The sequence below is a fragment of the Bradyrhizobium sp. LA2.1 genome, assembly GCF_040547725.1.
Classification (GTDB): domain Bacteria; phylum Pseudomonadota; class Alphaproteobacteria; order Rhizobiales; family Xanthobacteraceae; genus Bradyrhizobium; species Bradyrhizobium barranii.
Window position 1 is genome coordinate 22,961 of the sequence record NZ_JBEPQI010000029.1, and the last position, 23,065, is coordinate 46,025.

Consider the following 23,065-nt stretch of genomic DNA (forward strand, 5'->3'; position numbering starts at 1 on the left):
CGGTGTCGAGATGAGCCCTGCAGAGCTGAGCGAGCAACGGCCGGTCGGCGCGGTCCTGAACATGCTTGGGCTGCTCGGGATCTCGTTGATCCTGACGGTGGCGTTCGCCTATCAGCTTGCGCTCGGCGAGCTGCCTTGCCCGCTTTGCCTGTTGCAAAGGGCCGGGTTCATCGCGGTCGGCATGGGGTTCCTGTTCAACCTGCGCCTCGGCGAACGCGGGTCTCATTACGCGATGATCCTCGTGGCCAGCCTCGTCACCGGCTTCATCTCGATGCGGCAGGTATCGCTGCATCTTGCGCCCGGCGATCCCGGATACGGCTCGGCGCTGTTCGGGCTGCATTTCTACACCTGGGCGCTGATCGCGGCGATCGGGATCGTCTGTTATGTCGCGCTCGTCTTCATCCTGAAGGATGTGACCGGCAAGCGAGACGGGGACGCGCCTTTGAACGGTGCGGCATCGAACACGGTCTTCGCGATCTTTGCGTTGCTGGTCGCCGCCAATCTCTTGTCCACCGTGCTGGAGTGCGGCGCGGGGCAGTGCGACGACAACCCGGTTCGCTATCTCCTGCTCAAGTGATCGGATTGAAGCGGCCTTCGTGCAGAAACGCGATCGTCTGCTCGATCGCGACGGCATTTCGTGGAAGTCCGGTGTGCGATGCCTTGACGACGATGTGGTCGGCCATGTCGACCAATTTCGCGCTTTCGACGGAAACGCGTCCGTCATTGGGCCGCGGCAGGACAAAGGCCGAGGCGATTGGCGCGATGGTGCGGCATCCCGCGATGACGCCGATCGCATAATCGGGCGACGGCAGGGCGGCGAGCACAGGGGGCTGGGCTGTCGAAAGCTGCGAGCCGGCCGGACCGAAAACAGCGCGGTAGAGCGAAAGGTCCTTCAGGAGATCGGCGACTTCGCTGCCGCCGTTGGGCGTGCCCAGCATCACGACACGGCCGAGCCGCACCGGACGATATCTCGCGATGTAAACCCGGGCGAGTAGCCCGCCCATGGAATGGGCGACGAAGTGGATAGCGCCGTCGCATTGCTCTGCAAACGCGGCGACCGGCGCGTGGATGTCTTCCGCAAGCTCCTCGAGCGGCTTCTTGCGGCTGGGATAGCCGAGATTGAGCGTGGCGAAGCCGTGACGCTGCAACGCTCGATCCAGCCTCTTCAGCGTCCAGGCACCGACGCCGATGCCGTGAAGCAGGACCACGCCGTCGCACCGGGCTTCCGCCGGAGCGACGGGCGTGGGCTGGATCTCACGCAACCTCGCGCTCCGGCGAGGACGCCTGCTCGCGGGCCATCGTCGTTGCCGTGACATAGTCGGTCTTGCCGGTGCCGAGCAACGGCACCTTGTCGACCACCATGATCGCCGCGGGTACGGTCAGCTCGGACGCGCCGATTGCCTTGGCCTGGCCCTGCATCGCGCTGCGCTCGGCGGTCTTCTCCGTCGTCAGCAGCACGATGCGCTCGCCCTTGCGCTGGTCGGGGATCGACACGGCGACCGAGGCGGCCTGCGGCCATAGCGCCGTCGCGATGCTCTCGACCGCCGACAGCGAGACCATTTCGCCTGCGATCTTGGCGAAGCGCTTGGCGCGTCCCTTGATGGTGATGAAGCCGGCCGCGTCGATCGCCACGATGTCGCCGGTGTCGTGCCAGCCCTCGGCGAGCGGTTCGAGCACGCCGGGGTTTTCGGCCCTGAGGTAACCGAGCATCACGTTCGGCCCGCGCACCGACAGGCGTCCACCTTCCTCGATGCCGGGGACCGGATCGAGGCGGCTTTCCATCAGCGGTGACAGGCGGCCGACGGTGCCGGGACGGTTGGCCATCGGCGTGTTCATCGCCAGCACCGGCGCGGTCTCGGTGACGCCGTAGCCTTCCAGGATGCGGATGCCATAGCGCTCCATGAACACCTGACGTGTGCGATCCTTCACCGCCTCCGCGCCGGCGATCACCAGGCGCAAGGTGCGGAAGTCGTAGGCATGCGCCGAGCGTGCATAGCCGGTGAGGAAGGTGTCGGTGCCGAACAGGATCGTGGCGCCGGTCTGGTAGATCAGCTCCGGCACGATGCGGTAGTGCAGCGGCGAGGGGTACATGTAGATCGGAATGCCCGCGAGCAGCGGCATCATCATTCCGCCGGTGAGCCCGAAGGAGTGGAACACCGGCAGCACGTTGAACACCTTGTCATTGGCATTGGCATCGACCCGGGCCAGCGCCTGCGCGGCGTTGGCGAGGATATTGCGGTGGGACAGCACCACGCCCTTGGGCGTGCCTTCCGAGCCCGAGGTGAACAGCACGACGGCCGGATCATTCGCCTGGCGGGCGACGCGCGGCGCAGTGCCTGCGAGCAGGCCCTTGATCTTGTCGGCCGTACCGATCGAAGCGCGGACATCCTCGAGATAGACGACGCGCGCCTCTGCGGAGACCGCGGCCATCAGCTTGTCGAGCTTGCCCTTCTCGATGAAGGCCTTTGACGTGAGCACGGTTTTGACCTGCGCGGCCTTCATGGCGGCGAGGACGTTGACCGGGCCGGCCGAGAAGTTGAGCATCGCCGGGACCCGGCCGATGTTTTGCAGCGCCATGAAGACGACGGCGACACCCGCGGAATTCGGCAGCAACACACCGACATTCTCGCCGGCCGTGGTGCCGGCCTCGAGCTTGCGGCTCAAGACCTGCGCGCCGAGGATCAGCTTGCGATAGGTCAGCTTGGTGCCGAGCGCGTCCTCGATGATCACCTTGCCGGTATCGCGGTCGCGATAGGCATGTCCGAGTGCTTCGAACAGGGTGTGGTCGAGCATGGCGTTCTTGACCATGGCGTCGATCATCACGTCCTGGAGCGCGGCGCCCGCGGCATTGCGGCGTGCCTTGCCCTTCAGCGCCGGATCGACCGGAAGCTTGACCGGCGGCAGGATCGTGACCGTCACCCGCGGAAACCAGGAGCGCTTGATCTGGCTGCCGTTGAGATAGCTGAGATGCGACCGCTGCGCGCCCTCGATGCGAATGGGCACGACCACCGCGTCGGCCTTGTCCGCGATCATCGCGGTGCCGTCATAGACCTTCATCAGCGCGCCGGAGACGGTGATGCGTCCCTCAGGGAAAATGACCACCGGCTCGCCGGCGGCGACGAGCTTGATCAGGTCGCGCGCGGCCAGCGGCTTGGTCGGGTCCATGGTGTAGTGCTTGACCACGCGCAAGAACGGCTTGGCCCACCAGGCCTTGGAGATGCCGGTATCGACCGCGAAGCTCGCGTCGATCGGCAGCACGGCGTGCAGCAGCGGGCCGTCGATCAGGCTGACATGGTTGGGTGCGATCAGCATGCGTGTGCCGGCAGGCGGCAGGTTCTCGAGCCCGCGAACCTCGGTGCGGAACAGCGCGCGGAACAGCAGCCCGCCGAAATCGCGGACGCCTTCCTTGCCCCACTTGGTCAGCACGAACCACACTGCGCCGAAGCTGGCGACGCCGAGGCCGAAGAAGATCCAGCCGACATGCAATCCGCCCGCCTGCAACAGCGCGACGAACAGCGAGCCTGCTACCATGAAGGCGGCTTGCAGCACGTTGCCGGCGGCGATGATGCGGGCGCGCTCGGACGGTGCCGACCAGGCTTGCACGGCAGCGAAGGAGGGAACGACGAACAGGCCGCCGCCGAACGCGAAGGCGACGAAGTCGATCAGCATGCGCAGCCCGGCGAACGAGGTCGCGAAGTCGGCCGCGGCGATGTCCTGCCCCTTGGTGGTCACGGCGATGGCCCAGGCGAGATCGAGACCGGCAAAGCCCATGATGATGGCGCCGATCGGCACCAGCGCGAGGTTCGGGCGAACGTGGCTCAGGCTGGCGGCGAACAGCGAGCCGATGGCGATGCCGATCGCGAACGTCGCGAGGCACAGCGTCACCACGCCTTCGGTGCCACCGACGACGTCCTTGACCAGCGCAGGCAGCAGCGACAGCACGATGGCGCCGACCAGCCAGAACCACGAGACGATCACGGTGCCGTCCCACAGACGGTGGTCGGCGTGCAGCGTCTTGAGCAGGCTGAGCGTCGAGGTCCAGGGATTGGCGTCGACAGGCAGGTCGGGTGCCGACGGCGTCGTCTGCGGAATGCGGGAGGCGAAGGCCCAGGACAGCAAGGCCAGCACGACCACGGCCGATGCGACCCAGCCCATATGCGCGGAGCCGGCCACGAACTGGCCGCCGGCGACGGTGCCGAGCAGGATGGCCATGAAGGTGGCGCCTTCGACCAGCGCGTTGCCGGTCGCGAGCTCTCCGAGCTCGAGCTGGTCCGGCAGCATGGCGTATTTCACGGGACCGAACAGGGCGGCGATGACGCCGAACAGCGCGAGCGCCGTGAACAGCAGCGGCACCGAGTGCAGGAAGAAGCCGGCGGCGGCAAAGGCCGCCGCAAAGATCTCCGCGAATTTGAGCCGCCGAGCAACGACGGATTTGACGTATTTGTCGGCGAGCTGGCCGCCGAGCCCCGACAGGATGAAATAGGGGAAGATGAAGACGGCGCCGGCGACCGTCACCAGCGCGTCGCCGTGACCGGTTGCGGCACTGTAAAGCAGAATGATGACGAGTGCGTTCTTGAGCACGTTGTCATTGAGCGCCGAGAAAAATTGCGCCCAGAACAGCGGCGCGAAGCGGCGTGACGACATCAATTCCCTGATCATGACAAGTCCTGTTTTGGGAAGGCAGCCTGAGATTGTAACGTTGTCGGTGAGGCGTCACGACCGGAAGCTTACGGGACGAACGATGGCTCGATGACGACGGTCGCCGGCCTGCTCTGTCCCCTCGACCCTTCCGATCCTGTTGGTCTCCAAATGGTCTCGTTAGGTTCGCAAATATCTGGTCGCAGCCGTGGTTCGGACGGACCGGCCGCGCTTTTCCGGATACCGCGCCGGGCGATGAGGAAATGTTGAACCGCATCGCCAAAGGCCGCGACATCGGCTGCGAATATCGGGACATGGTAAGTCCTTCCTTGCAACCGGGTCTTGCATTCGAGCCGACCGGAACGTCCCGGGAGCGCGCGTCTCACGTGAGATGAGCGAGGTGGCGAAAGGGCGAGAGGCGGCCGAGCAGGCTGAACCGGCGGCCCGCGTGACGGCTACGGGCGCGGCTCGCCCGCCACATCCGGAAGGTCGCGCGGCGCTCGGTGAGCACGCCGGCAATGTCGCAGGCATTTGCGATGCGATCGATCGGCGCCATCGCGAACCGAAGGAGGGCGCGGCCAAATCCGGTCACGAGAGCCGCGGCGTCGTCGATGAAGGTGGAGACGATATCAACAGCGAGGGTTTGCATTTTGCAGATCTCCGGGTTAATTTGAACAATGTTCACATGAGTAGCTTGAAAATGAACAATGTTCAAAAAGAATCGCCACGCGACCAGAAAAAAAATCGGCGGAGGCTCCAGATCCTGGAGATCGCCCGCGGCATTATTTCAGCTAAGGGACTGAGATCATTGAAAGTTCGTGACGTTGCGGAGGCCGCCGGTTGCTCGGTGGGCAGCGTCTATAACGAATTCGGCGACTTCGACGGGGTGATCCTGACGGTCAATCGGGAGACGGTTCAGGCGCTCACGGTGCGGCTCGGCGAGGTCCCGGGGGAAGATCCCGTTCGCCAGCTCTACGGGCTGGCCGCGACCTATCTCGAATTTTTCGCCGAGCACGCAAACCTGCTGCGCTCGTTGTTCGAGCATCGGATGGAGGACGACCGTCCTTATCCCGACGACATCCTTCAGATGGTGATGGACGCGTTCGCGTTGATGCATCCACCCCTGGTGCGGCTGCTACCGGATGCGGACGACGTGCGGATCGCGCTGCTGTCGCGCACGCTGTTTTCCGCCGTGCACGGAATCATCTCGCTCGGCCTCGAGGAGCGCATGGTGGCGGTGCCGCCCCAGATGCTGCGCCAGCAGGTCGAGCAATTCGTCGATACGCATCTCGCCGGCCTCGGGATCGTGCCGGTCGGCGCGCGGTCGCCTTGAGGAAGCCAAGCGGCTACCACGCGTATCGCAGGCTCGCGGTGCCGGAATAAGTGGTGCTGCGCGCCGCGAACTCGCCGTCGAACTTCGCCGACAGGGCAACGCCGTTCGAAAACTTCAGCTCGGCACCGGCAGATGCGAGCGCGGTGTTCTTTGCCGGCGTTGCGCCATTGACGATGAAGCTCGCGCCGGGCAGCGCCTGGAATGCGGCGACGAGCGCCGGGTCGCTCACCCAATCATGGGCCCAGGCCGCGCGGCCGCGCAACGTGAGGACCGAGTTCGGCGTGACCAGCGTCGCGCGATCGAAGCGCGCGCCGAGCTCGCTCCGTGTGTCGGAGGCCGTGCGTCCCTGATAGGTCAGGCCAAAGCCGCTGCCGGCCAGATCGGCCTCGGTATAGGTCGGTGTGCGAAAAGCCTGCGCCTGCGCCGCCACGTATGGCGTGAAGCCGCCAATCGGCGTGGCGAAGCGATAGCCGCCCTCGATGCGGCCTCCGACGGTTTGCGCGTCGAATTTGGCGGTGAGCTGGTTGCCGAACGGAGCGAGCCGGTCCGTCGACATCCAATGATTGGCCACGGCGAGAGAGGCGGCGAAATAGGCCGGCCCCGTACGCACGGCGGTGTAGACGCCGGCCTGGATTGCATCGCTCTTGCCGCCGCCGATCGCCTGCGCGAGGTCCCATTTGGTGCCGCCGCCCGACAGTGCGAAACCGACCAGCGCATCGCGGCCGAAATGATAATCGGCGCCGGCCGCGACGCCGCCGGCGCGCGCGCCGAGGTCGTGACTGCCGATCACGACGGGGTCGCCGCTGGTGCGGTTGGTGCCGCCGAACGCCGTGCTCCAGGCCGTCCAGCGCTCAGCAAAGGTCGGCGCTTTCACGGCCGGCGTCCCCAGCACCTTGTTGTAGGCGAGGGCGATATCGTCCGGCAGCGCGGCGCGTTCTGGGCTGAAGCCGAATGCCGTGTCGCCGGTGCTCATGCCACTGCGTCCACCTACGAACGGATCAAGCATGAGGCCGAGGAATTGGCTCGTGAACTGGAAGGCGCCCTGCTGGGCGCCGGTGGCGGCTTCACCCGAAAGCTGGTCCAGACTGTAACGGAGTTGGGCGTCGCTCTGGCCTGCGAAGGAGGAGAGGAAAGGCAGGTTGGGACCGAACGCGCTCAAGGCGCCGGCCACGGCCTTCTGGTTTTGCGTTTGGGCGAGGGAGAGGAATGCGGCGTTGTTGTAGTTGAGCGTCAGGAAGACGCTGAACCCGTCATAGCTGAGGGAGGAAGCGAAGAGCTGCGGATTGTATCCGCTGACAGTGACGCCCGAGAAGCTGCCGATGACGCCAGTCGTCGTGCTGAGGATCGTGTATTGCGTCGAGGGATTGTAGGCGCCCGCAAGCGTGGTGACGGCGACGGTGCCGCCGTTCAGCGTCGCGGTCACGGCGGCAATCTTGTCGGACTGTCCGGCGGCATTGACGGAGACCGCATAGGTCGAGCCAGTGTTGAACGTCGCATTGCCGTTGACGGCGAGTTGGCCGAGATTTCCGGGTGCGACCGTGCCGCCCGACAACACGTTGAGACTTCCGATCATGCCGCTGCCGCCGAGCGTGCCGCCGCTGACCGTGGTCGCGATGTTGGCCATCATGCCGTTGACGATGAGAGTGCCGGCCTGGACGTTCATGGTGGCGGTCGCGTCCATCGTGATGCCCGTCAACGTCCAGCTGGAGCTCCCGGTCTTTTCCAGCACCTCGAATTCCTGGAATTGGCTGGAGAAGCCGAATGTGGCGAGGTCGAACGTATTGTTTGCCGTCCCGCCCAAGCGCAGCGTGTCCGTTCCGTTGCCGGCTTTGACATATCCCATGACGTTCGATCCGGCACGCAGCTCGAAGACGTCGTTGCCGTCCTTGAGATCGACGGCCGTGCTGGCGCTGGTCTGGATCGTGCCGACGTTGATGACGGTGTCCTGATTGTTCGAGCCGATGATGGCCGTACCCGAGGCGCTCGAAATCGTGCCCGCGTTGTTGATGACGTTGCCGTCGGCCGCGCCGCTGAGATCGATGGCGGCGACGTTGCCGGACTTCACAAAGCCGCTCGACAGGATGTTCACCTGGTTGCTCGCGGCTCCGGCGCCGATGCTGATCCCGATGGCTCCGAGAGCGACGCTTCCAACCGTACCGGAGATATTGACGACGTTGTTGCTCGAATTGGCCAGAGCGAGGCCCGCCGACGGGAAGGCTGTCGACCCAACCACAGCCCCCGCATCGATCGTTATGGTATTGTTGCTTCCGCCCGTCACGTCGATGCCGTCGTTGGTGGTAGACATGATCGACGCGTTGTCGAAAACCCTGATCGCGCTATTGGATGCCGCTTGGAAGACAATGCTGGCAAACGTGGGGTCATTCAGAGAGGTCGCGGTGCCGTCGCCAATGTTGACGGTGACACCGCTGACCACGGGCGCCGTCTTGACCTGGGTGTTGCCCGCTCCGGTGCAGGTGATTGAATCGCCCGACTGAAGCGCTGCCTGCGCGCCGCTTCCAGTCACCACACAGGCCGCCTCTGCCGGCGTCGCGAGCCACGGCAGCGTGCTACCTGCGGCAACGGCGCCGATCGCGGTGCTCAAGAGAAACGCATGTCGCCGACACGTCTTCGCGCGACGGATCTGGGGCGGGGGCAACAAACCATTCCAGGGCACCTGCAAACTCCTCTTTCGGCACGGTCCGGGCGGGATTCGGGCCGCAACGTTGGCTGGTGCCATGCTTAGCGGGGGAGGTTCCGGCCATCGTGGATCAGCGCGCAAGGCGGTGTGGCCGAAAGCGAAAGACGCAGTTTTTTCGGGAGCAATGTGGCCGCGGCGTCACATAGCCGCGCCGCTGCGATGCCGTTGGACGATGTCTGCAATCGGATGCCGGGGTTGAGAGGGCGCCGGCGCCTCTCAACCTCGCGCTGCGACGGCCTCGCGCGGACGGGTTGCAACGACGACGACGTCCGGTCTGCCGTTGTCGACCTGTACCCGGTTGCGCCCCTTTTCCTTGGCGCGGTAGCAGGCGGCATCCGCGCGCCGCATGGCGTCCTCAAGCGTGGTGTTGCCGTCCGCGATACAGGCGACGCCGATGCTGGCGGTCACCGCAAAGCAACGATCATCCCAGGCGAAGGTGAACAGCTCGAGCGATCTGCGCAGGCGTTCGGCGATATCGACGGTGGTCGAGGGCGAGCATTGCGGCAGGATCAAGCCGAATTCGTCGCCGCCGAGCCGGGCCACCAGATCATGCGGCCCCCGGTCCTGTTGCAGCAGGCGCGAGACCTGGCAGAGCAGGCGGTCGCCGGCGAGGTGGCCGCAGGTGTCGTTGACGCTCTTGAACTGGTCGAGGTCGAGCAGGATCAGGCCAAGCGAGCCCGCCGCGGTGGTGTCCAGCATGCTTTGCAGGCGCGCCTCGAAGGCGCGGCGGTTGGACAGGCCGGTCAACCAGTCGTGCGATGCCTGCCATGCCAGGCGCTCCTTCTCGGCATGCAACGCATCCTCGAACGCCTGTCGTTGCAGCATCAAGCGCCGCGTGTGCCAGATCAGGAGCAGGATCAGTGTCGCGGCCGCCACGATGTTGATGCACGTCAGCGTTACCTTGATGGCGCGCGAGCCTTCGCCGAGGACGGTCGAGAACCGCTTTGCATGCACCGTGAACTGCGTGTTGAGCTCCGAGAGCCGCGACGACAGCAGCCGCAGGCGGTCGCGGTCCTCAATGGGTCCGTGCACCAGCTCGGACCGGATCACCTCGCCGAACACGCTGAGCTCCAGCAGCATGGGATCGGTGGCCGCCCACTCGTGAATCGCTTCCTGGAGGAAGCTGACGCGGTTGAAATAGCGGAACAGCCAGATCAATCCCGGAACGTCATCGGGATGGTTGCCGCCTTGCAGAAACCCGACGCGGGCGGCCTCGACGTCGACCGGATCGCGCTCGAGGGCCCAGCGCGCGAACTCATCGCCGATGGGAACGGCAAGGGACGCCTGGTAGTGGGTGAACTGGCCCGGTTCGCCTGAATGCAGATAGAGATTGAGGAAATAGACAGCGTTCTTCTGTGACCGCGACCACATCGCTTCGCCCGCGACATAGGCGCGGACCGATGACATCACCTCGAGGCTGAATCCCGCGATCGTTGCCTGGAGCACGACGACCATCACGAATGGCGAGACAAGTTTGATGACGTGAAGGAAACTACGCCCCTTCGTCGACGTCGCTGTTCTGCGAAACACCCTGCATTCCCCAAATCGATCAACGACCCCACCGGAGCGTCGCGCCTGCAACGCCAAGTAGAGGGGAAAGTTGCTTAACTCGACCCCAAAGACGCAGGCGACTGCACTGCAGGGTGAAAGCGTCGTGAAGCGGATGCCCGCAGATCGTTGCAAATGCCGACGAACCGGAACCGATGCGGTCGTGGCGAACCAATGCCTCGCATTCGTCCTGCGCGGTTTACCTGATCGAGAGAGTTTGGTCCGGCGCTAGACCAGCACCGGCTTGCGCACGCGGCCAGCGTCGCCGAACACGCGCAAATAGCGTTCGATCTCGGAGGGCATGCCGGTCGCCTTCTCCGGATTGTCCGAGAGCTTGACGGCCGGGTGGCCGTCAACCGACGACACCTTGCAGACCAGCGAGATGGGATCGAGATTGAACGAGCCGTCCGGCGGACAGCCGACGAAATCATTGGTGAGGTTGGTGCCCCAGCCGAAAGAGAGCCGCGAGCGACCGGAGAAGTGGTGATAGGTCTCCTCGATCGAGCCGACATCCATCGCATCGGAGAAGACGAGCAGCTTGTCCTTGGGGTTGCGGCCCTTCTTTTCCCACCAGGCGATGATCTCCTCGCCGGCCTGGATCGGTGGCGCGCTGTCGGGGCGGAAGCCGGTCCAGTCGGCGACCCATTCCGGCGCATCGCGCAGGAAGGATTTGGTGCCGAAGGCGTCGGGCAGCGCGATCAGGAGATTGCCGCCATAGGTCTGGCGCCACTGGTCGAGAATGCGATAGGGCGCCCAGCGCAACTCCTCGTCGTCCTTGGCAAGCGCAGCCGCGACCATCGGCAGCTCATGCGCATTGGTGCCGATGGCTTCGAGATCATTGTCCATCGCCAGCAGCACGTTGGAGGTGCCGATGAAGGACGGGCCCAGGCCTTCCTTCACCGCCTCGACGCACCAGCGCTGCCAGAGGAAGCCGTGGCGGCGGCGGGTGCCGAAGTCGGAGAGCCGCAAATTCTCGAGCTGGCGCAGCCGCTCGACCTTGGTCCACAGCTTGGCCTTGGCGCGGGCATAGAGCACGTCGAGCTCGAAGCGGCCGCGGCCCTTCATCGCGGCACGCGACCGCAACTCGTTGAGGATGGCGAGCGCCGGAATTTCCCACATCGTGGTGTGGGTCCAGGGGCCGTGGAAATGCAGCTCGTACTGGCCCTCGACCTTGCGCAGCTCGTATTCGGGCAGCCGGAATTCGGCCAGCCAGCGGATGAAGTCCGCCGAGAACATGTGGGTCTTGCCGTAGAAGGTGTTACCGGCAAGCCAGATCAGCTCTTTCTTGGCGAAGCGGATGGTGCGGGCGTGGTCGAGCTGGGCGCGCAGCTCGCCCTCGTCGATGATCTCGGCCAGCCGCACATGGCGCGAGCGATTGATGACCGAGAAGGTCACCTGCTGATTCGGATAGTCCTCCCGAATCATCTGCAACATCAATAGCTTGTAGAAGTCGGTATCCAGCAGGCTGCGGATGATGGGGTCCAGCCGCCAGCTATGATTGTAGGTCCGGCTCGCAATATCGGTCACTGTCATGGGACAATTCTAGCGTGGCGGCCCTCGCGCAACCAGTGGGTTTGGCGAAGGGCAGACTTCCCTGAAACCGTAACCGAGGCTCAGTCTCCGGCCGCCGTTGCCGCCACGGTTTCGAGCTGGCCGCGGATCCAGCGATGGGCCGGATCTTTGTGGTAACGCTGATGCCAGACCATGAACATCGGCAGCTCGGCCAGCGTCTTTGTCCGCGACGCTAGCGGAATCGGTACATGCGCGAAACCGCGCATCACACCGGAGGCGAGCAGGCTCGGCATGCTCGCCAGCATCTGCGAGCCGCGCAGGAAGGACGGCACGCCGGAAAAGCTCGGCACGGAGATGGCGATGTCACGAAGAAAGCCGTTCGCCGCCAGCCGGCGGTCGAAGTCGAGCCGCTCATTGTCGGTATAGACCACCGTGATGTGGCGTGCCGCGAGATAGGCGCTGCGGCCGGCCGGCGCGGTGCGCGCCTTGGGATCGAAGTAGCAGACGTAATGGTCGCTGAGCAGCCGCTTCTGCACGATGTCCACGCCGGATGGCGGCAGCGGCGTGACCAGGAGATCGCAGCGGTTTTCGCGCAGCATCGCGGGCGACGGCGACTGCGAGGGGATCACGCGCAGGTTCAGGCTCCTGACCTGTCCCGCGACATGATCGAAGAACCGCGGCAACAGCAGATCGCGCTGGAAGTCGTTGGCGGCGATCGTCAGCGAAAGCTGCGCGCGCGCCGGCTCGAAGGTGACGCCGCCGGCAAAGCTGCGCATCTCGTCGATCAACGCCCGCGCTTTCGTAGCCAATGCCTGGGCATGGGCGGTGGCGACGATGCCGCGGCCGGATTTGGCAAACAGCGGATCGCCCGCGATCCGCCGCAACTTGTTCAGCCCGTGACTGACCGCCGATTGCGTCAGACCAAGCCGCGTCGCTGCCGCCGTGACCGAACCTTCCTCCAGCACGGCAAGGAACAGTTCGAGGGCGTGGCCGTCGAGCGCCAAATGATCGATTTCCTTCATGTAATTCATTATAATCGATCTATTTATCTTGAGAATAGATCGTCCCATGATCTCCCGATAAGCCGCGCCCCCCCGGACCCGGGCGCCACAGGGAGAGACAACGCCGATGAACGTCCAGGCGCCAGCCTTGCAGGATCCCCGCCTCAACCGACCCGAGCCGTTCACGCCGCGCGACGGCGGCTTCTTCCAGCGCGACCATTCGATCCATCCGCCGGCGCATGCGCCCGGCTACAAATCCTCGGTGCTGCGCTCGCCGCGCCAGCCGCTGCTGTCGATCGAGAACTCGGTCTCGGAGATCACGGGTCCGGTGTTCGGCCACAACGATCTCGGCCCGCTCGACAACGATCTGATCCGCAACTACGCCAAGGACGGCGATCCCGTCGGCGAGCGCATCATCGTCCATGGCCGCGTGCTGGACGAGACCGGCCGCGGCGTGCCGAGCACGCTGGTCGAGTTCTGGCAGGCCAATGCCGGCGGCCGCTACCGGCACAAGAAGGACACCTATCTCGCCCCGATCGATCCGAATTTCGGCGGCTGCGGCCGCGCGCTGAGCGACGACACCGGCTACTATTATTTCCGCACCGTGAAGCCGGGCCCCTATCCCTGGCGCAACTTCGTCAACAGCTGGCGTCCCGCCCACATCCACTTCTCGGTGTTCGGCTCGGGCTTTGCGCAGCGGCTGATCACCCAGATGTATTTCGAGGGCGATCCCCTGATCCCGGTCTGTCCGATCCTGACGACGATCCCGGACAAGGACGCGCTCGACCGCCTCGTGGCGCCGCTCGACCTCAACGCCTCGACGCCGTTCGACTCGCTCGCCTACCGTTTCGACATCGTGCTGCGCGGCCAGCGTTCCACCTATTTCGAAAATCGCACCGCGGGGAATTGAGCCAATGCCGCAGCCGCTCGACTATCTCAAGGAAACCGCCTCGCAGACCGCCGGGCCCTACGTTCATATCGGCCTGATCCCGGCCATGGCCGGCTTCGACATTTTTGAGAAGAACTTTTCTAACGTGCTGGTGACGCCGAACACGCCAGGCGAGCGCATCACGCTGGAGGGCAAGGTGCTCGACGGCAGCGGCACGCCGCTGCGCGATGTGCTGCTCGAAATCTGGCAGGCCAACGCAACCGGCCGCTATAACCATCCAGCCGATCGCCCGGCCGGCGCGGTGGACGAGGAGTTTCGCGGCTGGGGCCGCGCCGGCTCCGATTTCGAGAGCGGGTTGGTGACGTTCGAGACCATCAAGCCGGGCGCGATCACGGACAAGGCAGGCCGCAGATGCGCGCCGTACGTCAATATCTGGATCGTCGCGCGCGGCATCAACATCGGTCTCAATACGCGACTCTATTTCTCCGACGAAGAAGCCGCGAACGCCGCCGACCCCGTGCTCAACCTGGTCGAGCCGCCGGTGCGGCGCGCGACGCTGATCGCCACGCGCGGTGAGCGCGCCGGCAAGGTCGTGTACTCCTTCACGATCAATCTGCAGGGGGCGGAGGAGACGGTGTTCTTCGACGTCTGACGATCCGGCGGTCGTCCCGCAGGATCATTCCACCTGGTCGCCTCGATTGATCGATCCGCGCGTGGTGGCTTGCGGTGGTTGCGGGCGCATCTCGCGCGATCCCGGCCGCTCGGCCGGGGCGCGCCCCACTCTTGGCTTCAGCTCCGTCAGATCGATGAAGACGTCGGCCTGCCGGCGCAGTTCGTCGGCCACCATGGGAGGCTGGCTCGCAAGCGTGGAGACGACCGTCACGCGGACGCCGCGGCGTTGCACGGCTTCCACCAGTGAACGAAAATCCCCATCGCCCGAGAACAGCACGATCTGATTGACGTGCTCGGCGAGTTCCATGGCATTCACGGCGAGTTCCACATCCATGCTGCCCCTCATCTTGCGGCGGCCGGTCGTGGCGTCAACGAACTCCTTGGCGAGCTTGGTGACGACGGTGTACCCGTTATAGTCGAGCCAATCGATCAATGGGCGGATTGACGAGTATTCCTGATCCTCGCTCACGGTCGTGTAGTAGAAGGCTCGCAGCAGCGTACCTCGGCCGTGAAATTCGCCGAGCAGGCGCCTGTAGTCGATATCGAAACCGAGCGCCTTGGTGGCGGCATAGAGATTGGGGCCATCGATGAAGACCGCAATCTTCTCAAGCGAAGACATTATGCACTAATCCCCAGTTCCGCATTGAAGCCGGCAGGTTCAGCCGCCAGGGCTGTGTGCCGGCCGGAAAACGCCGAAGTCGCCGATGGCCCGCGGAAAAAGGCGGCGCAGACGGCCGGAGGGGGGGCCGTCCCGCGCCAGTTAAGGGAGGTTGCTGCTATCAGCGCCAGGATTCCGAATGCAGTCACGTTAAGGCGCGCACATGCCACGCTCAATTGTACTGAGGTAAACGGCGCGTATCCAAAGGGTTGGATGCTCTATACGAAGGTAAGTGGCGCGCCGGTTCGGATCTCGACAGCCCGGCGCGATCGCGGATACGACCGGCCGCAAATGCGCGCCGCACGTCGATGTCTCGATTGTTGCGCGCACCCGAGGACCGGATCATCGACGTGGGATGGCCTCAAGGTTCGCCGCCATGGAGCTGGGCGCGAAAGGCGCGCGGCGACAGGCCCGTGGCTGCGGCATAGACGCGGCTGAAATAGGCGGGATCCTCGAAGCCGAGCGCGTAGGCGATCGTCGAGACCGGCAAATTGGTGTAGACGAGGTTGCGACGCGCCTCGCGGATCAGCCGGTTGAGGATCAGGTGCGAGGCGGTGTCGCCGGTCGCTGCCCGCGTCAGCCGGTTGAGATGGGTCGGCGTGATCGACAGCGCGCCTGCATAGTCCGCAACGCTCCAGCGTTCCAGATGATGCTGTTCCAGCAGCGCCTCGAAGCGGCGGAACAGCCCGCTTTCCGCCGTACCGTTGCCGCCGCTCTCGCTGGTGAGCGCGCGGGCCACCAGCCCGATCATGGCCGCCGACAGTGCACGCAGCACGTGCGCGCGGCCGAAATCGCGCGCGGCGTGCTCGGCGAAGATCTGCTTCATGGTGGTGCGGATCTGCGGCGTACCGCGCACCACGGCCGATCGGGACAGGGCGCCGCGCAGTCCCTCCGAGGCAAGCAGTGCCTCGTCCAGAATTTCCGCCGCGATCGTCAGCACCCAGCCCTGGGTATCGGGCTCGAAGCGGAAGCCGTGGACATGGCCGACCGGCACGTTGACGACCTGCATCGGCCGGAGCGGCACCACGCGCCCGTCGAGCGTCGCCTCGCCGCCGCCGCGCTCGATCAGCAGCACCTGGTGCAGCCGGGCATGGCGGTGCACGGCCAGCGTCCAGTCGTGCAGCACCGAGCGCGACGCGATCGTCTCGCAATGCACGACGTCGGGCAGATCGCCGGACTCGCCGAAGAGGTTGTAGACCCGGATTGCCGGGGCTGAGGCTGCGGTTCTCATGTTCGAATAGTACAAGACAAAGACAAAACCCTCCATCGGTTTGCGGCGCCGCATCTGTAAAAAACGCAGCGACGGGAGGACGTAAAAATGAAAGTTCAGGTCTGCATCATCGGCGGCGGGCCGTCCGGGCTGCTGTTGTCCCAGCTTCTGCATCTGAAGGGCATCGATACGGTCGTGCTGGAGAAATACAGCCGCGACCACGTGCTCGCCCGCATCCGTGCCGGCGTGCTCGAGCACGGCTTCGCCAGGTTGATGCGCGAGGCGCAGTGCGGCGAGCGGATGGATCGCGAGGGCGAGATCCACAACGGTTTCGAGATCGCGCATGACGGCGTGCTCTCCCATATCGACCTGCACAAGCATTCCGGCGGCAATTCGGTGCTGGTCTACGGCCAGACCGAGCTGACGCGCGACCTCTACGAGGCGCGCGATCGCCTCGGCGGCAAGGTCGTGCACAACGCCGAGGACGTGACGCCACACGATCTGACGTCGGACCGGCCCTACGTGACCTATCGATCAAACGACGAGATCGTCCGCATCGATTGCGATTACGTCGTTGGCGCCGACGGCTTTCACGGCGTCAGCCGCAAGTCCATCCCGAAGCACGTGCTGCGCGAATACGAGAAGGTCTATCCGTTCGGCTGGCTCGGCGTGCTGTCGCGCACGAAACCGGTGTCGCCAGAGCTGATCTATGTGAAGCATGAACGCGGCTTTGCGCTCTGCTCGCTGCGCTCACAAGTGCTGAGCCGCTACTACGTCCAGGTGCCGTTGACCGACAAGGTGGAGGACTGGAGCGACGATGCATTCTGGACGGAGCTGAAGCGCCGTCTGCCGGACGAGGTCGCCGGCCGCCTGATCACCGGGCCCTCGATCGAGAAGAGCATCGCGCCCCTGCGCAGCTTTGTCGCCGAGCCGATGAGCTACGGCCGCCTGTTCCTCGCCGGCGATGCCGCCCACATCGTGCCGCCGACCGGCGCGCGCGGGCTCAACAGCGCGGCGTCCGACATCTACTATCTCTACCACGCCATGCTTGCGCATTATCAGCACGGCGACGATTCCGGCCTTGCGGGCTATTCCGCCAAGGCGCTTGCGCGGATATGGAAAGCGCAGCGTTTTTCGTGGTGGATGACGATGCTGCTGCATCGTTTTCCCGACCGTTCCGAATACGAGGACCGGCTTCAGCAGACGGAGCTCGAGTACCTGCTCTCGTCCGAGACGGCGCAGCGGCTGCTCGCGGAGAATTACGTGGGATTGCCGTTTTAGCGACGGTTTGTGACCGCTCAGCTGACGTTGCCGCTCCAAAGGGGAGCTCTCCTCGCGGCACGAGGCGAGTTCGCCCGTCAGGCCGGTTCCCTTTCAATAAGTGGTGACGGACGCCGAAATGCTCTGTTGCCTCGTGCGATCGTTCCTACCTCCTCAACCGAACAGGAGGGCGTAGCGATGACGAACACAGCGCTTGTGGTCGGCGCCAGCGGTATTGTCGGCAGCAATCTCGCCCGCCATCTCAGCGATCGCGGCTGGCAGGTGCTTGGGCTCGCAAGGCGCCCACCAAGCGGCCTCGATGGTGTTCGTCCCATCGCGGCCGATCTGCAGGATCCGGCCTCGCTTCGCGACATCCTGGCGAGCCTTCGTCCCACTCACGTGTTTCTCGCCACATGGCTACGTCAGCCAACCGAGGCGGAAAATATCCGCGTTAACGCTGCGATGGTGCGCAACGTGCTGGGGGCACTTTCCGGCGCAGATACGCTTTCTCATGTCGCGTTGGTCACCGGGCTAAAGCATTACCTGGGACCGTTCGAGTCCTACGGTAAAGGCAGGCTGCCCGCAACGCCATTCCGCGAGGAGCAACCGCGGCTCGATGTCGAGAACTTCTACTACGCTCAGGAGGACGAACTATTCGATGCAGCCAGGCGCGGCGGTTTCAGCTGGAGCATTCACCGCCCGCACACGATCATCGGCTATGCGATAGGCAACGCCATGAACATGGGAACGACGCTTGCCGTCTACGCGACGATCTGTCGAGAAACGGGGCGGCCATTTCTCTTTCCAGGCTCGGCGATGCAATGGACCGGCCTGACGGATATGACGGATGCCAGATTGCTGGCGCGGCACCTGGAATGGGCCGCGACGACGACGGTCGCGCGAGACCAGGCATTCAACGTCGTAAATGGCGATGTCTTCCGATGGAGCTGGATGTGGGCGCGACTGGCCGGCTGGTTCGGGTTGCAGCCTGCGCCCTTTCCAGAGGAAATTTCGCCGCTTGAGCGTCAGCTTGCCGATTCAGGTCGTATATGGGCTGATATCGCGCTCAAGTATGATCTCGTCGAAAGGGACCTCTCCGTCCTTTCGTCGGCATGGCACACCGATGCCGACTTGGGCCGACCTATCGAAGTCGTCACCGATATGAGCAAGAGCCGTAAGCTCGGTTTCCTTGAATATCAGGCGACGGACGACAGTTTTTTCGATCTCTTCAGCAGGTTGCGTGCCGCGAACGTCATTCCTTGAGCCTTCTGACGAAGAGTAAACAACCGCTACTTTCCTTCCAGCGTATTGACCGGCGTCCACTCTGGCGATGGTGGATTTGCGGCGAGGGCTTTCGCGCGCTTGGCGAACAGCGCCGACGCTGGGTCGATCTTCGCGACGCCGTCGAACGCCTCGGCCGCCTTCGCAAACTCCCTCGCCCGCCAGGAGGCGAGCCCCTCCGCATACGCCGCGGCCATCTTTGTTTGCGCCGCGCTCTCTGCGCCCTTGTCCGCCAGCGGCTCGAACACCTTGATGGCCTCGCCGCGGCCGAGCACCCTGATCGCATCGAGCTCACGCCAGGCGAAAGTGTCGCCGGTCTGCGCCATCGTCGTTTCCGAGGCCATGATGGCGGTGCCGTAATATTTGTTGGCGCCCTCGAGGCGCGAGGCGACGTTCACGGTGTCGCTCATCACGGTGTAGTTGAAACGGCGGCGCGAGCCGATATTGCCGACCACGGCTTCGCCGCTGTTGAGCCCGATGCGGTGCGACAGGCCGTGGCCTGCGAAGGCGGGATTGCTGGCGTTCAATTCCGCGAGCTTCTCGTGGCACTTCAGCGCGGCGTGAACCGCGTTGCGCGCGTGGGCGGGATCGTCGGCCGGCGCGCCGAACATCGCGACGATGGAATCGCCGATATATTTGTCGACATAGCCGCCATGGCTCTCGATGATGTCGGTCATGGCCGAGAGATATTCGTTCATCAGGGTCACCAGCTCGCCCGGCGTCATCGTCTCTGCGATCGAGGAGAAGCCGCTGAGGTCGGAGAAGAACATGGTGACGTTGCGCATCTCGCCGCCGAGCGCCGGCATCTTGCCGGAGGCAACCATGGTGTTGATCACTTCGGGCGCGAGATAGAAGGCAAAGCTCTGGCGCAGGAAGCGCTCGTCGCGATCGGCCAGCACGAAGCGGTAGCCGATCATCATCGCGAGCGCGGCGAGACTTGCGAGCGCAGGCTCGGTCAGCGGCAGTGCCAGCGCGTGCACGAACGCGGTGACTGAAACGGCTGTGTAAGCGGCAGTGAGGCCGAGCCAGGCGATCATCGCGCCGCCCGGTGCGAGCATGGCGGCCGCGCAGGCGATGATCGCCGCGAACACGATCGTAAGAACGGTCCGCATGGGAAAGCCGAGCTCGGTCACCGCGTCGCGCTCGATCAGGTTTCGCACGACGGTGGCATGCACGAACACGCCTGCGATATCGCTCCGGGCCTTCTTCTGTGCGGTGCTTGCCGGGGCGGGCAGGGCACAGCGCGCGGCCGGCGCCCCGTCATATCCGCCCGCAAGGCGCATCGAGGTGAGCTTGCGGTCCTCGAAGTTCAGGGCGGTGCCGAGTAGCACGACCTTACCGTCGAAGGCGTGGCGGAAGAAATCGCGGTCGCCTTTTTCGACGCAGGCGCGCAGATCGGCGAAGGAATAGGTCGGAACGTCGCGGCCCATTCCGCGGAAGTTGAGCGTCAGCGTGTTCGGCACCGCGCTCGGGACCGAATAGCCGGACAGCTCGGTCGCACCGGACGGCGCCATCGCGGGCTTTCCGCCGAGCGCGCGCGCGGCGAGCTCGACTGCCATCGCGGGGGCCGGCTTGCCGTCGATGGAGAAGCTGAGTGGCATGCGCCGGATGACATCGTCCGCGTCGGTATGCACATTGAGCGCGCGGATGTTGGTGCGCACCGCCAATTGTTGCGCACGATACGGCCTCTCCGGGTGGTCGTTGCTGAGGATCTCGCCGAGCACGAGCTTGTCGCCGTCGGAGAGTTGCCGCAACGCTATCAGGTAATCCCGGTCAAACCCTCTCATGCGCGCGCCGAGCGGCACCTCGCCGAAGGGGATTTCCGACTGCTCGATCGAGCTTGGAAAGATGACGTCGAAGCCGATCACCTTGGCGCCACCGTCGGTGATGCCGGTGAGCACACGGCCGATCTCGCGTGTCCAGGTCTGCGTCGGCGATCCCTTGAAGGGTGGGGTGTCGTAGGTCTCGCCGTCGATGGCCACGACGACGACCGGCGAATCGGCGGGATCGCGGCGATCGCCGACGAGCTTCCAGCGCATCGCGGTGAGGATGTCGAGCGACAGGCCTTGCAGCGTCTGAAGCGGCGGAGACGTGAAGACCGCGCCCGCAACCAGCGCAATCAGGATCGCCGCAACGATGTCCCGTCCCCCGATCCGCCGCATCGCCCCGTCGCAGACCGCCTATTCGAGCCGCAGCAGCCGGCCGACGATCGGCGTCGGCGATGACGTGGCGCTGGCATCGACCTGGAAGGCGTAACGCTTGGCGCCGAGAATGGCGAGATAGCTGCCACCCGGGGTCAGTGTCTTCCCGGCCTTGGCAAAGTCATAGAACCTGCCGCCGACCATGATCTCACTCTTGAGCGGCACGCTGATCGTGGGTTCCTTGCCGTCGGTGCGTTCGATCACCAGCGTGCTGCCGCTCTTGGCCTGTATCAGCGGGGCGACGCCATAGAGCGTCGGCAGCTTGGCCGGCGGCGCTCCCTTCGCGTCCGATCGCATGGTGCGGAAGGTCGTTGCGGCGCTCTGGTTCGCCTCCCGCTCGGACAGTTTTGCCGCATTGGTGTCGCAGGGCACCTTCTCGCGCTTGACCTCGCCGAGTTGCACGGTGCTCTGCTCGGCGCCGACCAGGACGACGCCTTCGCTGATGGTCTCGCGCTGGCAGGATTTGAGGTAGCTGAGCGTGATGCTGGCCTTGGGCCCGAGCTTGATGATCTTGCCGGGCGCGACATAGTCCATGAACGCGATGCCGTCGACCTTGCCCTGGACATCCTCGACGATCGCGGCCGGGGTCTCCGCCAAAGCGGGGGCCGCAAGACAGAACGCGCCGACACCAGCGCCGATCAGGCTTCTCATGGGAATTCTCATCCAATTCGACCGATAAATCGCCGGTCCCCGTCCTGGTTCGATGCTTAGCACCGGCGCGTCCAGGTAAGTGTGACCGGAATCACTCTTGGTTATTGGTGCACTCTAGCAGGAACTGGTTCAAACCGGCGACCGGAGAAAAGCGAAGCCGCGGCAAGCGGTTGGCCGCATGGATCATGTCAGGCGGCCGGGACGGGCTCAGCCAACTGGTCCTCGGCCGCACTCTCTATAATGGGCGCGAGATGCGCTTCGGTCTTCTGATACGGCGTCGCCTGTTGACCGGCGGCGATTTCCACGACCTCGTCCCAGCGCGACAGGAAGGCCTCGACGCAGGCCGGGTCGAACTGCCGGCCCTGGTTCTCGACCAGATAGTCGCGCGCCACGTCGAGCGGCATCGGCTCTTTATATGGCCGGCGCGTCGTCAGGGCGTCGAAGACGTCGGCGACCGCGACGACGCGTGCGGCGACCGGGATCTCGTTTGCCTGAAGGCCGTTCGGATAGCCCGCGCCGTCCCAGCGCTCGTGATGGCCTGCGGCAATTTGCGCACCGAGCTGGATCAGCTCGCAGCTGGAGTCCGCCAGGATCTTTTCGCCGATCGTCGCATGGGTGCGGATCACCGCCATCTCATCGTCGGTGAGCCTGCCGGGCTTGAGGAGGATATGGTCGGGGATGGCGACCTTGCCGACGTCGTGCAGGGGCGCGGCCAGATAGATGTCGCGGCAGAGCCGGGGCGGCAGGCCGAGCTGCTCGGCGATGATGCGGCTGTAGCGGGCGACCCGCAGCGTGTGCTCGCCGGTATCGTTGTCGCGGTATTCGACCGCGAGCGCGAGCCGCAGGATGATCTCCTCCTCGCGCTCGCCGAGCTTCTGGGTCGCGGCCGCGACCGCGCTCGCCAGATCGGCGGCACGGTCGTTCTGCTTGCGCACGGCTGCACCAAGGCGCACCAAATTGCGCAGGCGCACCGTCATCTCGACGCTCTGTGGCTGTTTCGGTAAGAAATCGGTTGCACCAACCTGCAGCGCTTCCATCTTGACGTCATCGGTCTGTCGCGACGTGATCATCGCGATCGGGATGTCGGCGCAGCCGGGCAGGGCGCGGAAGGCGCGGATGAAGCCGATGCCGTCCATATGCGGCATCTCGTAGTCGACCAGCACGAGGTCGAAGACGCGCTCGCGTGCGCAAGCCAGCGCCTCGACGGGATCGAGGAAAGTCGTGGCCTCGACCAGGCCTTCGGCTTCGATATGACGTTTCAGGAAATTGAGGACAGAGCGGCTGTCATCAACGAGAAGCGCTTGGGTCAGCATCGGCGGCCGGTCTCGTTCGGATGCGAGGCGTGACCTCCACGAATAGTCTTTGCGATTTAACGCGGAGCAAACGCCCGGGCTGCGGCGAACTGACTGAAGACTGCGCACAGCGCATGCGAATTGAGCGAACCATGCACGCCTGCATGCATACGCGAAGTTCTTCGGTTTGTGACCCGTAGTTGTACGGTGATGCCCATTAG

General features: G+C 64.7%; 17 protein-coding genes. 6 read left to right on the forward strand and 11 right to left on the reverse strand.

Annotated features, from left to right (window positions below; genetic code table 11):
* The first annotated feature begins 10 nt into the window (after positions 1-10).
* Positions 11-577: a disulfide bond formation protein B gene (locus ABIB95_RS38865; RefSeq protein WP_354247809.1), complete on the forward strand. Its 567-nt coding sequence runs from the start codon at positions 11-13 to the stop codon at positions 575-577.
* On the opposite strand, the gene ABIB95_RS38870 is transcribed toward ABIB95_RS38865, so the two are convergent.
* Positions 570-1,262, reverse strand: a complete 693-nt coding sequence (locus ABIB95_RS38870) for an alpha/beta hydrolase (protein WP_354247812.1) — start codon at positions 1,260-1,262, stop codon at positions 570-572. The genes ABIB95_RS38865 and ABIB95_RS38870 overlap by 8 nt on opposite strands.
* Positions 1,255-4,659 carry an acyl-[ACP]--phospholipid O-acyltransferase gene (locus ABIB95_RS38875; protein ID WP_354247815.1) on the reverse strand — a complete coding sequence of 1,135 codons (3,405 nt, stop codon included), beginning with the start codon at positions 4,657-4,659 and terminating at the stop codon, positions 1,255-1,257. The genes ABIB95_RS38870 and ABIB95_RS38875 overlap by 8 nt, the downstream gene beginning before the upstream one ends.
* Positions 4,660-5,338: 679 nt before the next feature.
* Here ABIB95_RS38875 and ABIB95_RS38885 point away from each other — a divergent pair.
* Complete coding sequence (locus ABIB95_RS38885; RefSeq protein WP_354248003.1) at positions 5,339-5,971, forward strand: TetR/AcrR family transcriptional regulator; 633 nt, start codon at positions 5,339-5,341, stop codon at positions 5,969-5,971.
* Between the two features lie 13 nt (positions 5,972-5,984).
* On the opposite strand, the gene ABIB95_RS38890 is transcribed toward ABIB95_RS38885, so the two are convergent.
* From ABIB95_RS38890 to ABIB95_RS38905, 4 genes are all read right to left on the reverse strand, one after another.
* Positions 5,985-8,573, reverse strand: a complete 2,589-nt coding sequence (locus tag ABIB95_RS38890; protein WP_354247821.1) for an autotransporter outer membrane beta-barrel domain-containing protein — start codon at positions 8,571-8,573, stop codon at positions 5,985-5,987.
* Between the two features lie 312 nt (positions 8,574-8,885).
* Positions 8,886-10,199: a GGDEF domain-containing protein gene (locus ABIB95_RS38895; RefSeq protein ID WP_354247824.1), complete on the reverse strand. Its 1,314-nt coding sequence runs from the start codon at positions 10,197-10,199 to the stop codon at positions 8,886-8,888.
* Between the two features lie 246 nt (positions 10,200-10,445).
* A complete protein-coding gene (gene pncB, locus ABIB95_RS38900) occupies positions 10,446-11,750 on the reverse strand; it encodes a nicotinate phosphoribosyltransferase (RefSeq protein ID WP_028159033.1) in 1,305 nt (434 codons plus the stop codon).
* Between the two features lie 80 nt (positions 11,751-11,830).
* Positions 11,831-12,760 carry a LysR family transcriptional regulator gene (locus ABIB95_RS38905; protein ID WP_354247827.1) on the reverse strand — a complete coding sequence of 310 codons (930 nt, stop codon included), beginning with the start codon at positions 12,758-12,760 and terminating at the stop codon, positions 11,831-11,833.
* Between the two features lie 97 nt (positions 12,761-12,857).
* Here ABIB95_RS38905 and pcaH point away from each other — a divergent pair, with 97 nt between their 5' ends.
* Together pcaH and pcaG are read left to right on the forward strand one after the other, a co-directional pair.
* A complete protein-coding gene (gene pcaH, locus ABIB95_RS38910; RefSeq protein WP_354247830.1) occupies positions 12,858-13,640 on the forward strand; it encodes a protocatechuate 3,4-dioxygenase subunit beta in 783 nt (260 codons plus the stop codon).
* A 4-nt stretch (positions 13,641-13,644) separates the two neighbouring features.
* Positions 13,645-14,271 (forward strand): protocatechuate 3,4-dioxygenase subunit alpha, encoded by a 627-nt coding sequence (gene pcaG, locus ABIB95_RS38915; protein ID WP_354098616.1) that lies wholly within the window; start codon positions 13,645-13,647, stop codon positions 14,269-14,271.
* 24 nt (positions 14,272-14,295) lie between these two features.
* On the opposite strand, the gene ABIB95_RS38920 is transcribed toward pcaG, so the two are convergent.
* Positions 14,296-14,910, reverse strand: coding sequence for a LabA-like NYN domain-containing protein (locus tag ABIB95_RS38920; protein ID WP_166350011.1), 615 nt, complete (start codon positions 14,908-14,910; stop codon positions 14,296-14,298).
* Between the two features lie 400 nt (positions 14,911-15,310).
* The gene (locus ABIB95_RS38925) at positions 15,311-16,216 is read right to left on the reverse strand and encodes a helix-turn-helix domain-containing protein (RefSeq protein ID WP_354247834.1); all 906 of its coding nucleotides are present in this window, start codon (positions 16,214-16,216) and stop codon (positions 15,311-15,313) included.
* A gap of 51 nt (positions 16,217-16,267) precedes the next feature.
* On the opposite strand from ABIB95_RS38925, the gene pobA reads away from it, so the two are divergent.
* Together pobA and ABIB95_RS38935 are read left to right on the forward strand one after the other, a co-directional pair.
* Positions 16,268-17,440, forward strand: coding sequence for a 4-hydroxybenzoate 3-monooxygenase (pobA, locus tag ABIB95_RS38930; protein WP_354247837.1), 1,173 nt, complete (start codon positions 16,268-16,270; stop codon positions 17,438-17,440).
* Positions 17,441-17,617: 177 nt separating this feature from the next.
* Positions 17,618-18,682, forward strand: a complete 1,065-nt coding sequence (locus ABIB95_RS38935; protein WP_063985249.1) for an SDR family oxidoreductase — start codon at positions 17,618-17,620, stop codon at positions 18,680-18,682.
* A gap of 26 nt (positions 18,683-18,708) precedes the next feature.
* Here ABIB95_RS38935 and ABIB95_RS38940 read toward each other — a convergent pair whose 3' ends face one another.
* The 3 genes from ABIB95_RS38940 to ABIB95_RS38950 form a co-directional block, all read right to left on the reverse strand.
* Positions 18,709-20,862: a CHASE2 domain-containing protein gene (locus tag ABIB95_RS38940; protein ID WP_354247840.1), complete on the reverse strand. Its 2,154-nt coding sequence runs from the start codon at positions 20,860-20,862 to the stop codon at positions 18,709-18,711.
* Between the two features lie 18 nt (positions 20,863-20,880).
* Positions 20,881-21,552, reverse strand: coding sequence for a hypothetical protein (locus tag ABIB95_RS38945; RefSeq protein ID WP_354247843.1), 672 nt, complete (start codon positions 21,550-21,552; stop codon positions 20,881-20,883).
* Positions 21,553-21,740: 188 nt separating this feature from the next.
* Entirely contained in the window at positions 21,741-22,865 is a 1,125-nt protein-coding gene (locus ABIB95_RS38950; protein ID WP_259258850.1) for a response regulator, read from the reverse strand.
* Between the last annotated feature and the right edge of the window lie 200 nt (positions 22,866-23,065).